Source organism: Kineococcus endophyticus, from assembly GCF_040796495.1.
GTDB classification, from domain to species: Bacteria; Actinomycetota; Actinomycetes; order Actinomycetales; family Kineococcaceae; genus Kineococcus; species Kineococcus endophyticus.
Genome location: NZ_JBFNQN010000006.1, coordinates 161,015 through 174,746, shown reverse-complemented (window position 1 = coordinate 174,746; position 13,732 = coordinate 161,015). Strand labels below are relative to the sequence as shown.

Sequence of the window (13,732 nt, the reverse complement as noted above, 5' to 3'; positions counted from 1 at the left end):
CATGCGCATCGCCCTCACCACGTACTCCACCAAACCCCGCGGCGGGGTCGTCCACACCCTCGCCCTCGCCGAGGCGCTCGTCGAGGCCGGGGCGCAGGTGTCGGTGTGGACGCTGGGCCGCGGCGGCGACCAGACGTTCTTCCGGCCCGTGGACCCCCGCGTCGACGTCCGCGTCGTGGAGTTCGCCGCGCAGGAGGGCGAGACGGTGGGTGCGCGGATCCTGCGGTCGATCGACGTGCTGCGACGGGGTTTCGACGCGGCCGGCTACGACGTCGTGCACGCCCAGGACTGCATCAGCGCCAACGCCGTCGGCCGGTGCGTGCGCACCGTCCACCACCTCGACACGTTCACGACGCCGGAACTGGCGGCCTGCCACGAGCGGGCGATCGTCGAACCGTTCGCCCACGTCTGCGTGTCGCAGGCCGTGGCCGCCGAGGTGCGCGCCGGCTGGGGCCTCGACCCCGTCGTCATCCCGAACGGGGTCGACGCCGCACCGTTCACCGCAGCGGGTTCCGACGCACCCTCCGCGCGGGCGCGGCGCGTGCGGTGGCGGGAACGGTTCGGGCGGTACGTCCTGGCCGTCGGCGGCATCGAACCGCGCAAGGGCAGCACCGACCTCCTGCGTGCCGTCGCGCTGCTGCGCCGCGACCTGCCCGACGTCTCCCTCGTCGTCGCCGGTGGGGAGACGTTGTTCGACTACCGCGACTACCGGACGGAGTTCGACCGGCTGGCCCGCGACCTGCGCGTCGCCCCGGTCGTCCTGGGGCCCGTCGCGCAGGACGACCTGCCTTCGCTCGTCGCCGGCGCGTCCGCCATGGGGTTCGTGTCCACCAAGGAGGGTTTCGGCCTCGCGGCCATGGAGGCCCTGGCCGCGGGCGTCCCGCTCGTGACCCGGGACCTGCCGGTGCTGCGCGAGGTCTTCGCCGGCGCGGCCGCCTTCGCCGACGACATCCCCGCGATCGCCTCGGCGCTGCACGCGGCGGTGACCGACCCCGACGGTCCCGGGCAGCGCGAACGCCGACGGGTGGGGACCGACCTGGCGGCCGCCCACACCTGGGACGCCGCGGCGCAGGCGCACCTGCGGCTCTACCGGCGGCTGGTGCCGGCCCTGTGACCGGCCCCGTGGAGACGACGCCGACGATCGGCGCCGCACTGCGCTGGTGGGCGCGGCGCGATCCCGACGCCGGCGCCGTCCGCTGCGCCGGACGCGTCCTGACCCGCCGTGGGCTGGACGAGTGGAGCGACGACCTCGCCCGCCGCTGGCTCGCGCAGGGCGTCCAGGTCGACGACCTCGTCGCGGTCGCGCTGCCGAACAGCTGCGAGACCGTCGTCGCGTTCGCCGCGGCGTGGAAGGCGGGTGCGACCCCGCAACCGCTGTCCCCGCGGATGGACGCCGCCGATCGCGCCACGGTGCTCGCCGCCGGTCGACCCGCCGTCGTGCTCGACCGGGTCGCGGACGTTCCCGGCCCCCCGGACGGACCGCCGGCGACACCCCTGCCGGACCTGGCCGCGAGCTGCTGGAAGGCCCCCACGTCCTCGGGCAGCACGGGCCGACCGAAGGTCGTCCGGGCAGCCGCTCCCGCCCGCTTCGACCCCCGGGGAAGCGTCGCCCCCTTCGTCCCGCGGTCGGCCGTGCAGCTAGTAGCGGGCCCGCTGACCCACGCCGCCCCCTTCGTCTACGCGGCGCGGGGCCTCATGACCGGCCACGAGCTCGTCGTCCTGCCCCGGTTCGACGCCGGCGAGTGGTTGCGGACGGTGACGCAGCACAGCGTCACCTGGGGGGTCCTCGTCCCGTCGATGATGCACGCCGTGTGGCGGCACCCGGACCGGGCGCGCACCGACGTCTCCTCGCTCACGGCCGTCCTGCACCTGGGGGCGAGGTGCGCACCGTGGCTGAAACGGGCGTGGATCGACTGGCTCGGCCCGGACCGGGTCCACGAGCTCTACGCGGGCACCGAGTCCCAGGGACTCGCCTTCACCGACGGGCACGACTGGACGGCCCGGCCGGGAACCGTGGGCCGGGCCCTGCCGGGGTCGAGCTTCCGCGTCGTGCGCCCGGACCTCAGCGAGTGCGCGCCCGGAGAGGTCGGCGAGGTCCTCATGCGCCGTGACCACCCCACCTACAGCTACGTCGGCGCACGGAAGTCGGTCCGCGACGGGTGGGACACCCTGGGCGACAGCGGATGGCTCGACGCCGACGGGTACCTCTTCATCGGTGACCGCCTCGCCGACCTCGTCACCGTCGGCACCTCCCGCATCGCTCCCGCCGACGTCGAGACCGTGCTGGAGGAACACCCGCACGTGCGGTCGGCGGTGGCCGTGGCGGGCCCCGTCCCCGGGGTGCACGCCGTCGTCGACCTGCACGGCGGAACGCCGGTCGAGGGCGCTCGGGACGCGCTGGCCGGCTGGTGCGCCGAGCGGTTGGACCCGCCGGCCAGACCGGTGGCGTGGAGGTTCGTGGACGAGCCGCTGCGCGACGAGGCCGGCAAGGTCCAGCGCAGCCGCTGGCGTCCCCAGCCGTCCCCGTCCGGGAGGATCACCTGCGATGACCACGACCTCTGAGGACTCCCGCTCCGTCCGCGTCGCGGCGGCGGCCGCGCACTTCGGGCGCGACGTGGGACGCGGGGTCGAGAAGGCGCTGGCCGTCGTCTCCGGAGCGCGGCGCAGCGGGGTCGACCTGCTGGTCCTGCCCCACGGGACGCTGGGCGGGTACCTGTCCGACCTCGACGACCCGCACACCGGCGGCACCCCCCCGGCCGTGGAGGAGGGCTGCGAGGAGATCGCCGCGGTCGCCCGCGCGGCGGGGCCGGTGACGGTGTGCCTGGGGTACACCGAGGTGGCGGTCGTGCACGGTCGGCAGTGCTGGTTTAGCGCGGCGGTCTGCGTCACCGGTGACGGGGTGCTGGGGCGGCACCGCAAGGTCCACCAGCCGGCCGGCGAAGCCGAGGTGCTGTCGGCCGGTGACTCCTTCACCGCCTTCGACACCCCTGTCGGGCGCCTGGGCCTGCTCATCGACTACGACAAGACGTTCCCCGAGGCGAGCCGCTCCCTCGCCCTGGACGGGGCGAGGACCATCGCCTGCCTCTCCGCGTGGCCCGCCAGCGTCACCGACCGGGCCGCCCGGCTGCCCAACGACCGGCAGTCCCGGTTGTTCGACCTCTACGACTCCGCCCGCGCGGCGGAGAACCAGGTGCTCTGGGTGTCCTCGAACCAGACCGGCATCCAGGGGAACCTGCGGTTCCTCGGGCAGGCGAAGGTCGTCGGCCCCGGCGGTGACGTCCTGGCGCGCACCGGGTCCAAGGGTGGTCTGGCCGAGGCGACCGTCGACGTCGACCACGTCGTCGACCGGGCGCGCCGCAAGCTGCACCACCTGGCCGAGCGCCGTCCCGACACCTACCGGACCGAGCCGTGAACCGCGTCGAGACCAGATCCAGCGCACGGTGCAACGAACGGCAGAGGTGATCGCGTCGTAGGTCCGTGACACCTCCCAGCGAGGGCGCCGAGCGCGGCGCCGCACCTGCCTCCTCCTCGGGGTGGTCCACGGGCTGGTGGGGCGAGGTGGCGGGTGCTGCGACGGGCGGTGCGGCCGGAGGGGACCGCACCGCCCGCGCACGCGCCGCGGGGCGGGGTCCCGCCGGGGCGGACGTCCCGCTGGACCTGGAGTCGCTGGTCGCCTGGAAGGGGCCGCAGCTGGTGCGGCTGGCCCGGGTCCTCCTGCGCGACGAGCACCAGGCCGAGGACGTGGTGCAGGACGTCCTGGCGACCTGCGTGGACAAGTGGAGCCGCATCCGGACCGTCGACGACCCCTCGGCCTACCTCAACCGGATGGTCGTCAACGCCGTCACGACCCTGCGCCGGCGGCCGTGGCGCCGCGAGCACACCGCGGACCCGGCAGACCTCCCCGACCCGGGGACCGACGACGGCTCGGGTCCCTTCGCCGAACGCCAGCGGTGCCTCGCCCTGCTGCGCCGACTGCCGGACAAGCAGCGCATCGCCATCGTCCTGCGGCTCTACGAGGGGTTGCCGGACAGCGAGATCGCCGACCTCATGGACTGCTCCACGGCCACCGTGCGCAGCAACGCGCACCGCGGCCTGGCGACCTTGCGCCGACTGCTCACGGAGGAGGGGGTCACCCGTGCCTGACCACGACGACCGGAGCAGGGCCCCGGAGCCCCCCGGCGACGAGGTCACCGACCTCCTCCTCGCAGCGTTCGAGAGTGAGGTGCGTACGGGCCCGGTGGACGAGCGGTCGCTGGCCACGGGCGCGCTGACGCGCGTGCGCCGCCGCCGATCCCGACGCCGCGTCCGCACGGCGGTCGCCGCGGTCGTGCTCGTCGCCGCCGTACCCCTCACCCTGCAGGTGTGGCCGGGCGGGAGCGTGTCGACCACCCCCGTCGGGACCCCCACGGGTTCGGAGAGCCGGCTCCCGGAACGTCCGGCCTCGCCCTCGACGCCCCCGACGACCCCGACGTCGAGCGGCCCCGCCGATCCCGCCGCGCAGGAGCCCCCGCCCCCGCTGCCCCGGACCCTGGCGACCGTGCCGACGGGGGTCGAGCTGATCTCGGACAGCGGCCCCTACCAGCGGGAGAACTCGCCGCTGGCGGGTCTCGGCGTCACCTGCGACCTGACGACGGTCCACCCGAGCACCGTCTCGGCGCGGAAGTGGCAGTGGAACGCGGTCGACGCCCCGGCGGACGCCCAGGAGGGCGTCACCCTGCTGGTGACGCGGTGGCCGACGGGCACTGCGCAAGCCGCGTTCGACGGCCTCGGGTCCGACGGGGCGGCCTGCCGGTTCGGCTGGGCGGTCACCCCGTTCCCCGTGAGTGTCCAGGGCGCGGACCAGACGTGGGCCGCGACGACCGACTTCACGGGCGACTACCAGGGCGGTCCGGTGCACCAGGTCTCCGCAGCCGCCCGGGTGGGTGACCTCGCCGTGGGCGTGTCGGTCGAGAGTTCCCGACCGGCCCGCGAGGAGGAACTCACCTCCCTCCTGTCGGCCGCGGTGGCGGACCTGCGGGCGGACCAGGGGTCCGGCGGGTGAACGCGCGCGAGGCCGGCACCCCTCGGGTACCGGCCTCGCGCAGCGCCGCTCAGCCCTGGTCGTAGGCGGCGTCCATGGCCTTGAGGACGTCGTCGACGCTCGTCTGGTCGGTGAGCAGACCCTGCACACCCTTGCCGACGGCGTCGGTCACACCGCCGTTGCTCCAGGTGATGTAGCCGAGCGGGACCTGCTTGCTCTGGTCGGCCAGCTGGGTCGACAGACCGGACAACTGGGCCGGGACCTGCGACCCCTCGTTCGCCAGCGACGTGAGGGACAGGTTCCCCGAGACCTTCGCGAAGGCGTCCTGCTGCGCCGGCTGGGTCGCGAACTCGACGAACTTCTTCGCCGCGTCGAGGTGCTTGCTCTGGGCCGAGACAGCGATGGCGTTCGAGAGGGTGACCGTCAGCCGCGTGTCCTCCGCGGTCTTCCCCGGGGGGACCGCGACACCGAACTCGGTCCCTGGCGTCGAGGCGGCGATCTCGCTCACGGCCCCTGCCGGCGCGAAGATCCCCAACGAGGACCCGCTCGTCAGTGCCTGCGTGATCTCGGCGAACCCGGCGCCGGCGACGCCTTCCTGGAAGCAGCCGGCCTCCTTCATGGCCACGACGTCCCCGAGGGCCTGCTTCCACTCCGCACTTGCGGCGAAGGTGACCTTCCCCTCCTTGCGCTGCTCGTTCCAGTCCGGCTGCGCGGAGTAGACGGTGCTGGACGCGAACTGCATCGCCATGAGGGACAGGTTGCCCGGCACCGACCCGGCGACGGCGAACATCGACTTGCCGGCGGCCTTGAGCGTCGCACACTGCCCGAGCAGTTCGGCCGTCGTCGTGGCCGGCTTGATCCCAGCTGCCGCGTAGGCGGTCTGGTTGACGATCTCGGTGCTCGGCGACACGTCGAGCGGGACGGCGTACGTCTTCCCGTCCACCTCGAAGAGGTTCTTCGAGCTCGCGGGCACGGCCTTGGTCACCCAGTCCGCGTCGCCGAGGTCCTCGACCAGCCCCGCGTCGGCGAGGGTGAGCAGCGCGTTGCTGTTGCCGGTGCCGGGAGCGCCGTAGAAGACGTCGGGGGCGTTGCCGCCGCGCAACTGCGTGCGCAGCACGTTGGCGTAGGAGTCGAGGGGGGTTTCGACGACCTCGACCTTGATGTCGGGGTTCGCGGCCTCGAAGGCCTTGGCCAGCGCGCGGTAGGGGCCCTCACCGTCGGTCGGTGTCTCGGTCGCGAACTTGATGGTGACGGGTCCGTCGCCCGCCGCGGTGTCACCGCCGGAGGAACACGCCGCGGTGGTCGCCACCACGGCACCGGCGATGAAACCCGCGAGGATCCGGGAACGTGTTGTGGAGCGTCGCATGCAGATCTCCTGACAGCGTTGTCGGGGTTTTCGCCAAGTCCCTGGCGCCTGCACCGATCCTCCCCCGCCCGTGACGTCCGGCGGAAACAACTACTCGGGATGGTGCGCATCGCGCGGCGTGATGCCGCACCCCGGAACTCCGGTGGGAACCCAGGGCGGGAACTCAGGCGGTGGCCACCAGGTCCGCCGTCGCCACCGGGTCGGCGAGCGGGTCGGCGAACGGGTCGGCCGGCAGTCCGCGCGCCGCCTCGCGCACGAGCCGGCGGAACCACCGGTGACCGGCGTCGTCCTGCCACGACGGGTGCCACCAGGCCGCCTCGCGCAGAAAGGTGCGCGGCAGGGGGACGTCGATGCGGTGCACCGTCGTGAGGGCCTCGGCGTGCCGGAGCATCCGGTGCGGGACGAGGGCCAGCAGGTCGGTGCCGCCGATGGCGGTCGGGAGCAGGGCGAGGCTGTCGACGACGAGGTCGACGCGCGCTCCGACGACGAGTTCGTCGACGCGGCGGTCGGCCGCCGTGCCCCCGTGGTCGGCGAAGGCCCGGGCCCAGCGGGACCGGCGCAGACCGTCCTCGTCGAGCCGGCCTCCGAGGCGGGGCGTTCCGCTGACGCACACCCAGTGGTCGGTGAACAGGTCCGTGCTGGCGATGCCGGACGTCTGGCCCCGGGGCGTGAACAGGAGGTCGGCGGAGCGCAGGACGGTCTGCGGCGACTCGATCGCGGTGGCGTCGACGCTGACGACCCGCACCTTGACGTCCGGCGCCTCGGCGCGCAGCCGCGCCATGACCAGCGGGAACAGGACCGCGACCGCGTAGTCGGAGGAGATGACCGTGAACTCCCGTGTCGAGCTCGCGGGATCGAAGCCCGGCGTGGGGTGGAGGGTCTCCTCGGCCAGGCGCAGCACGTCGCGCACCCGGCTGCCGAGCTCCTCGGCCAGGGGGGTCAGCTCGTAGCGGGAGCCGACGCGGACGAGCAGCTCGTCCCCGAACTGCCGTCGCAGGCGTCCGAGGGCGGCGGACATGGCGGGTTGGCTGACCCCGATGCGCGCACCGGCCCGCGTCACGTTGCGCTCGGTGAGCAGCGCGTCGAGCGGGACCAGCAGGTTCAGATCGGTGTTGAGCAGGTTGACCACGGAGCGGCTCCCGACGTCGTCGTCCGGCTCGGACCCCCGCGGGCCCGCCGAGTTCGTCGGGGACGTTATCAGAAGGCGTGTTCTGATTCTAGGGTGGCGACCACCTCGTCCGGCGCGAGGCGGAGCGTCAACCCGCCCGGGGTCGTGCTCACCTCCGCCGAGCGCACGAGGCCGGAGCGCAGCAGCAGCCCCGGGCCGTCGGCGAGGACCACCGCCGTCGTGACGGTCCGCCCGAGGGCGGCCTCCGCCCAGCGGACGAGGTCCCCGACGGCCGCGGGGACCGCGACGGCCTGCACGAGCGGCGGCGCCACGTCGCACAGCCGCGTGCTGCCGTCGGGGTGCAACGGACAGCTCAGGGCCGGGCCCGCGACCCACTCCCGGTCCTGCTGCCAGTGCAGGACGCTCGAGGACCCGTCCGGGTGCTCGATGCGGAAGCCGTCCCCCACCCAGCCGGCGTCGGACACGAGACCGGCGACGGTGCGTCCCGCCCGGACCGCCCGCACGGCCGCGTCGAGCCGGTCGGCGTCGGGCAGCCGCCAGGTGAGCTGCCGCAGCGCGGCCCGCGGGCCCGCCCGCACGACGACCCGGCAGCCGTAGGGGTCGGCACAGGTCCGCAGCTCGACGCCCGGCCCGCCGCCGGCCGCCCGGACGACGAACCCGAGGCCGGAGAGGCGCTCGGCGTCCCCGGCGGGCACCGACGAGGCGAACTCGACCGCTGTGAGGAGGGCGACGGCGCTCACCCCTTGACCCCGCCGGCGAACCCCTGGATGAACTTCTTCTGGGCCAGCAGGTAGAGGACGAGCACCGGGACCATCGACAGCAGGACCGCGGCGAAGACGACGTTCCAGCGGGAGACCAGGGTCCCGACGAAGCTGTAGACGACCACCGGCAGCGTGACGGCGTCGGACCCGTTGAGGAACACCAGGGAGGTGAAGAAGTCGTTCCAGACGATGAGGCCCGTGAGGATCGCGACGGTGCCCGTCGCCGGGGCCAGCAGCGGGAACACGATCCGGGTGAAGATGGCGAACCGACCCGCTCCCTCCATCTGCGCCGCCTCCTCGTACTCGGTCGGCAACGAGCGGGTGAAGCCGGAGTAGAGGAACACCGCCAGCGGCATGAGCATCCCGGAGTAGGCGAGGACCATCCCCGTCCGCGTCCCCAGCAGGCCGAGTTCACGCATGGCGCTGTACAGCGGGACCTGACCGAGCTGGGCAGGCAGGACGATGGCGACGAGGAAGCTGCCGAACGCGACCTTGCTCCAGCCGCTCGTGATGCGGGTCAGGGTGAAGGCCGTGATCGACCCGAGCAGCACGAGGACGAGGACACTGCCGCCCGTGATGATCGCGCTGTTCAACGCACCGGTGACGAGGCTGTTCTGTCCGTCGGCGGCCAGGGCTTCGCGGAAACCGTCGAGCGAGACGGGGTTCGCGAGGCTGAACGCCGACGTCGAGACGGAGTTCTGCGACGTCTTGAGCGAGACGTTCAGCAGGATGAGCATCGGGGAGAACACGACCAGGGCGGCGAGGACGACGAGGACCTCGCGCGCTGCGGTGCGGCGGGTGTAGCGGAACACGGGTCACTTCTCCTTGCGGTCGCGGAGGAGGAACATCTGCAGGCCCGCGCACAGCAGCACGATGCCGGTCATGACGAGGGCCAGGGCCGAGCCGTAGCCGAACCTGCCGTTGACGAACGTCTGCTGGTAGACGCTGGTGGCCAGGGTGTCCGACGCTCCGAAGGGGCCGCCGCCGGTGAGGGCCTGCACCTGGTCGAAGACGCGCAGACCCTGCACGAGGATCATGGTGCTGGCGATGAGGACCGTCGGTCGCAGCGCGGGCAGGACGACGTGGCGGAACCGCGCCCAGGCGCCCGCGCCGTCGATGGCGGCGGCCTCCTCGCTCTCCGGCGGGACGCCGGCCAGCCCGGCGAGGTAGATGACCATCGTCAGACCGATGTGCTGCCAGACCATCACGGTGGTGATCGCTGGGACGACCGTCCACGGGTCGCCCAACCACGTGCGCTGCAGCGACTCCAGACCCACGGCCCCGAGGACCTGGTTGAGGGGGCCGTCCTGCTGGAACAGGAACTTCCAGACGTAGGAGACGGCCAGCGGGCTGAGGACGACCGGCGCGAAGAGGACCGTCCGCAGGACGAACCGGCTCTTGAGCTGCCGGTTCAGGGCCACGGCGAAGGCCATGCCGAGGACGTTGGTCAGGACGAGGAACGCCACGGCGATGACGATCGTGTTCAGCAGCGCCCGCAGCGGGGCCTCGCCGGTGAAGATCTCCCGGAAGTTCTCCAGGCCGACGAACTCCGGGGTGCGGAACCCGTTGAAGTCGGTGAACGCGTAGGCCGACCCGGCGAGGGTGGCGGCGTAGTGGACGGCTGCGATGAGGGCCAGCGCCGGCAGCGACCACCACCAGGCGGCCACGCGCGAGGCGGCACGGCGGCGGCCGCCCCGTGGGGACCGGGCCGGTGGGACGTCCGGGCCGGGTGTTCCCGGGCGGACCTTCAGCGTCTCGTGCACTCGAACTCCCGGGACCTCGTCGTCAGGGTGGTGTCGTTCTGGTGGAGCGTCTGGTCGCCGAGTCTCCGGGCGCGGACGGGCCGGGCGGAAACAACGAGTCGCTATACCGGGCATCGCGGACGGCGATGCCGCGGACGGCCCCGTCCGTCCGCGGTGTCGGCCACGATGGGCGGACGACGGTGGGGTCGGCACGCGCCGGCCCGTCGCCGGGCCGTCCGGTCCGAGTGCGCGCACGCCCCGTCGGACGACGGAGGCTCCCGTGCTCCACCCCGGTCCCACGCTCGAGGGGACGGTTCCCCGCTCCCGGTTGCGGCCGCTCATGACCTGCCTGGTCCTCACGACGTCGTTGGGCGCCCTGGACCAGACCGTCGTCGCCACGGCGCTGCCGACGATCGCGACCCACTTCGACGCCGTCGGTTCGGTCGCCTGGGTCCTGACCGCCTACCTCCTCTCGATGTCGGTGGCCATGCCCGTCGTCGGGACCCTCGCCGACCGGCACGGCACGGTGCGGGTGCTGCGCGCGAGCGTCGTGCTGTTCGTCCTGGCCTCCCTGGTCTGCGCGGCCGCCCCCTCGATCGAGGTCCTAGCCGCCGCGCGCGCCCTCCAGGGCGTCGGCGGCGCGGGCATGCTCGTCATGCCGCAGGCCCTCGTCGCCGAGGTCGTCCCGGCGCGGGACCGGGCCGCCGTCCTCGGTCCGCTCGGCGCGGTCTTCGCCGTCGCGACGGTCGCCGGTCCCCTCCTGGGCGGCTGGCTGACGGACGTCGGGTCGTGGCACTGGGTCTTCTGGATCAACGTGCCCGTCGGCGGCGTCGCGCTCGTGCTGGCCTGCACGCTCCTGCGAGCGGGGCCGCGCCGCCGCACCGCGGAACGCTTCGACGTCGCGGGCACCGCCTTGCTGGCCCTCGGCACGTCGGCACTCGCGTGGTCGGCAGCCGTCCTGCCGCGCGACGGCTGGGCGCCCGTCACGGCGGGGGCCCTCGTGCTGACGGTCGTGGCCGTCGCCGCCCTCGTCGTGCACCAGCTGCGCAGCAGCGCCCCGCTGCTGCCGGTGGCGGTCCTGCGCACGCGGGGCGTCGTGCTGTCCGCGTTCCTGGCGGCGGTCGTGGGGTTCGGGATGTTCGGCGTCATCGCCTACGTGCCGAGCTGGGTGCAGGGAGTCCACGGCACCTCGGCGACGACGTCGGGCGTGCTGCTGCTGCCGGTGACGGCGGGCCTGGTCCTCGGCGTCAACACCAGCGGTCAGCTCGTCCGGCGCACGGGCCGCTGGCGCCGGTTCCCCGTCGGCGGCTGCGCCCTGGCCGGAACGGCCGCGGTGGTCCTCGCGACGGCGGGGTCGCACCTGGGCCTCGTCGCCACTGCCGGTGTCCTCGTGGCCTTCGGACTGGGGGCCGGGTCGTTCATGGCCCTGCTCGTCGTGCTGGCGCAGGACGCCGCACCGCCGCAGGCCGTGGCCGGGACGACCGGGACGATCGCCTACGTCCGCGAGACGGGCGCCACCCTGGGCACGGCGCTGCTGGGCGGCGTGGTCGCGGCGGGGCTGGCCGCGGGCGCCTCCTACGGGACGGCGTTCTCCGCGGTGTTCCTCACCGTCGCCGGCGCGTTCGCCCTGGGACTCGTGGCCGCACTGGCGTTGCCGCGCACCACGTTGGGGCCCTGACCCGGTCAGCCACGCTCGATGTGCCGGGTCTCGCGCACGACGAGGACGAGGACCGTGAGCAGCAGCACGACGCTGCCCCAGATCCCCCGCGCTCCCCAGGCGTCGGTGGCCAGGGCTCCCGCGAACGCGCCGGCGGCGAAGGACACGAGGACCGCGGCGATGTCCCGCGCCTGCCGCGCCGTGCTCTCGGGGTCCCCCCGGTGGCGCACGACCGCGTAGGTCTTCTCGACGAGGCTGCGCAGGTTCCCCGACGCGAACGTCGTCGCGTAGGTCATGCCTCGGACGGACCGGAAGACGTTGAGCTGCAACGCGGCCGCGAAGGCCACCCCCGCGGAGGCGAGGGACGTGGCCGTGGTCCCCGCCGGGGCGCCGGGGACGAACCCCACCCCCACGAGCACCGCGACCTGCAGCAGCAGCACCGCCCGGACGGGTCGCCGCAGCAGGCGGCGCCAGCGCGGCCCGCCGACGACCTCCGTGAGCAGGACCCCGGCGAGGAAGGCGAGGAGGCTCGGCACGTGGCCGAGCGCCTTGCCGACGTCCCCGCCGGCCGCCGCGACGGCGAGCAGGACGACGTTGCCCGTCTGGGCCGCGGCGAGCACACCACCGCGCGCCAGGTAGGTGCTGGCGTCGAGGAAACCTCCCGTCGCGGCGAGCAGGCAGGCCACCGCGACGGATTCCGGCCGGCTGCGCAGTCCCACGCCGGGACGCTACCGCGCCACCCGCTCGACCGGCGGGCCACCCGGCGGACCGGCCACCGGGCGCAGAGGGGCTGCGCGGCAACCTGTCACGGCTCGCGGGCGGTTCGGGAATCCCACTCCCCCAGCCGCCACAGCGGGAACGCCGGCGTCCGCACGTCAGTCGCGCGTCACCACGAGCAGGCCGTAGACCACCCCCGGGACGTGCCCGAGCAGCTGCAGCAGGAAGGCGATGAGCACCCTCCGGGACGGCCCCTCCTTGATGAGGACCGCGAGGAACGGGAAGAAGAAGCACAGGACGACGAGGGCGATCTTCACCCGCGGAGCATCGCGCCTCGGGCTGGGCGGCGCCTGCGGAACGGCGGCGGACGGCCCGGCAGTCCCGCCCCGGACCGTTCAGGCCCCGCTGGTCCCGAGGACCAGCACGGAGATGCGGTCGATGAGGCTCTCGAGGGACTCCTCGAACTCCTGCAGGGCCCGGTCCTCGGCCAGCCGGGGCGCGAGGCGCCGGACGTGGGGTGCGTCGTCGAGACCACCCGGGGGCACCTCCTCGTCCACGAGGTCCAGGGGACCGACGGCACCGCCGCGCTGGGAGACCTCGAGGAGCAGGTTGCCCAGCAGGAAGCTGGTGAATGCGCGGTAGGCGGCGACGGCCTGGTCGTCCGAGAACCCGTCGGCCACCAGACCGGACAGGAACGTCTCGACCCACTCGACGCTGCGCAGCGGCGGGCGCAACCACGGCGCCTGCGGGGGCGTCGAGGCGACGAGCGGGAACGCGCGGGGGTGGGCGATGGCCACGCGCCGCACCCCGTGCGCGAGGCGCTGGAGGAAGTCCTGCCACCCGTGGGTGGGTCGGCGCAGCACCTCCGGGTCGTGACCCAGTTCCCCGACCATCGCGTCGACGACCCCGTCGAGCAGTTCCTCCCGGCCCGGGACGTAGCGGTAGAGCGACATCGCCTCGACACCGAGACGGGCACCGAGCCGCCGCATCGTCAGGGCACCGAGCCCGTCCTCGTCGATGAACTCCAGGGCGGAGGCGAGGATGCGCTCGCGGCTGAGGGGCACGCGGTCCGACGGACGCTCCTGCCCCGCGACGACGAGTTCGTCGACGTCCGGCAGCACGGACGGGTCCGGCTGCGGCGACGGTCCGCCGGCTCCGGCGGCGGGGGTCCCTGGCACCCGCCGATCCTGGCACCCGCGCCGGACCCCCGCCCGCCGTCGGCTCCCGGCCCGGCGCAGACGCACGACGGGAGGGGTTGGCGTTCAGCGCACTTACGGTGTAAGCCTCTCCATGACCGGTCGAACCGTCCGGTCAACACCCGAGGACGGAACGAGGGGGTC

At 74.0% G+C, this 13,732-nt stretch carries 14 protein-coding genes; 6 read left to right on the top strand and 8 right to left on the bottom strand.

All coding sequences use genetic code 11. From position 1 onward, the window contains the following. The first annotated feature begins 1 nt into the window (after window position 1). The 5 genes from AB1207_RS10215 to AB1207_RS10195 all read left to right on the top strand — a co-directional run bounded on the left by AB1207_RS10215 (window position 2) and on the right by AB1207_RS10195 (window position 5,041). Window positions 2-1,114: an MSMEG_0565 family glycosyltransferase gene (locus AB1207_RS10215; protein ID WP_367638050.1), complete on the top strand. Its 1,113-nt coding sequence runs from the start codon at window positions 2-4 to the stop codon at window positions 1,112-1,114. Then, complete coding sequence (locus tag AB1207_RS10210; protein WP_367638048.1) at window positions 1,111-2,562, top strand: AMP-binding protein; 1,452 nt, start codon at window positions 1,111-1,113, stop codon at window positions 2,560-2,562. The genes AB1207_RS10215 and AB1207_RS10210 overlap by 4 nt, the downstream gene beginning before the upstream one ends. Next, window positions 2,546-3,412: a carbon-nitrogen hydrolase family protein gene (locus AB1207_RS10205; RefSeq protein ID WP_367638046.1), complete on the top strand. Its 867-nt coding sequence runs from the start codon at window positions 2,546-2,548 to the stop codon at window positions 3,410-3,412. The genes AB1207_RS10210 and AB1207_RS10205 overlap by 17 nt, the downstream gene beginning before the upstream one ends. Window positions 3,413-3,477: 65 nt before the next feature. Then, a complete protein-coding gene (locus tag AB1207_RS10200; RefSeq protein ID WP_367638044.1) occupies window positions 3,478-4,143 on the top strand; it encodes a SigE family RNA polymerase sigma factor in 666 nt (221 codons plus the stop codon). Beyond that, window positions 4,136-5,041, top strand: a complete 906-nt coding sequence (locus AB1207_RS10195) for a hypothetical protein (RefSeq protein WP_367638042.1) — start codon at window positions 4,136-4,138, stop codon at window positions 5,039-5,041. The genes AB1207_RS10200 and AB1207_RS10195 overlap by 8 nt, the downstream gene beginning before the upstream one ends. 49 nt (window positions 5,042-5,090) lie before the next feature. Here the strand turns inward: AB1207_RS10195 and AB1207_RS10190 are convergent, their stop codons facing one another. The 5 genes from AB1207_RS10190 to AB1207_RS10170 all read right to left on the bottom strand — a co-directional run bounded on the left by AB1207_RS10190 (window position 5,091) and on the right by AB1207_RS10170 (window position 10,039). Continuing rightward, window positions 5,091-6,386: an ABC transporter substrate-binding protein gene (locus AB1207_RS10190; protein WP_367638040.1), complete on the bottom strand. Its 1,296-nt coding sequence runs from the start codon at window positions 6,384-6,386 to the stop codon at window positions 5,091-5,093. A 163-nt stretch (window positions 6,387-6,549) separates the two neighbouring features. Continuing rightward, window positions 6,550-7,515 carry a LysR family transcriptional regulator gene (locus AB1207_RS10185; RefSeq protein WP_367638038.1) on the bottom strand — a complete coding sequence of 322 codons (966 nt, stop codon included), beginning with the start codon at window positions 7,513-7,515 and terminating at the stop codon, window positions 6,550-6,552. Window positions 7,516-7,583: 68 nt separating this feature from the next. Continuing rightward, window positions 7,584-8,255: a VOC family protein gene (locus AB1207_RS10180; RefSeq protein WP_367638037.1), complete on the bottom strand. Its 672-nt coding sequence runs from the start codon at window positions 8,253-8,255 to the stop codon at window positions 7,584-7,586. Continuing rightward, entirely contained in the window at window positions 8,252-9,088 is an 837-nt protein-coding gene (locus AB1207_RS10175) for a carbohydrate ABC transporter permease (protein WP_367638036.1), read from the bottom strand. Before AB1207_RS10175 ends, AB1207_RS10180 begins: the two co-directional genes overlap by 4 nt. 3 nt (window positions 9,089-9,091) lie before the next feature. Then, complete coding sequence (locus tag AB1207_RS10170; RefSeq protein WP_367638035.1) at window positions 9,092-10,039, bottom strand: carbohydrate ABC transporter permease; 948 nt, start codon at window positions 10,037-10,039, stop codon at window positions 9,092-9,094. Between the two features lie 259 nt (window positions 10,040-10,298). Between AB1207_RS10170 and AB1207_RS10165 the strand changes: the two genes are divergently transcribed. After that, window positions 10,299-11,696 carry an MFS transporter gene (locus AB1207_RS10165; RefSeq protein ID WP_367638033.1) on the top strand — a complete coding sequence of 466 codons (1,398 nt, stop codon included), beginning with the start codon at window positions 10,299-10,301 and terminating at the stop codon, window positions 11,694-11,696. A 5-nt stretch (window positions 11,697-11,701) separates the two neighbouring features. Here AB1207_RS10165 and AB1207_RS10160 read toward each other — a convergent pair whose 3' ends face one another. From AB1207_RS10160 to AB1207_RS10150, 3 genes are all read right to left on the bottom strand, one after another. Continuing rightward, complete coding sequence (locus AB1207_RS10160; protein WP_367638032.1) at window positions 11,702-12,394, bottom strand: YoaK family protein; 693 nt, start codon at window positions 12,392-12,394, stop codon at window positions 11,702-11,704. 156 nt (window positions 12,395-12,550) lie between these two features. Further along, window positions 12,551-12,709 carry a YqaE/Pmp3 family membrane protein gene (locus AB1207_RS10155; protein ID WP_367638031.1) on the bottom strand — a complete coding sequence of 53 codons (159 nt, stop codon included), beginning with the start codon at window positions 12,707-12,709 and terminating at the stop codon, window positions 12,551-12,553. A gap of 78 nt (window positions 12,710-12,787) precedes the next feature. Beyond that, complete coding sequence (locus AB1207_RS10150; protein ID WP_367638250.1) at window positions 12,788-13,510, bottom strand: TetR/AcrR family transcriptional regulator C-terminal domain-containing protein; 723 nt, start codon at window positions 13,508-13,510, stop codon at window positions 12,788-12,790. Between the last annotated feature and the right edge of the window lie 222 nt (window positions 13,511-13,732).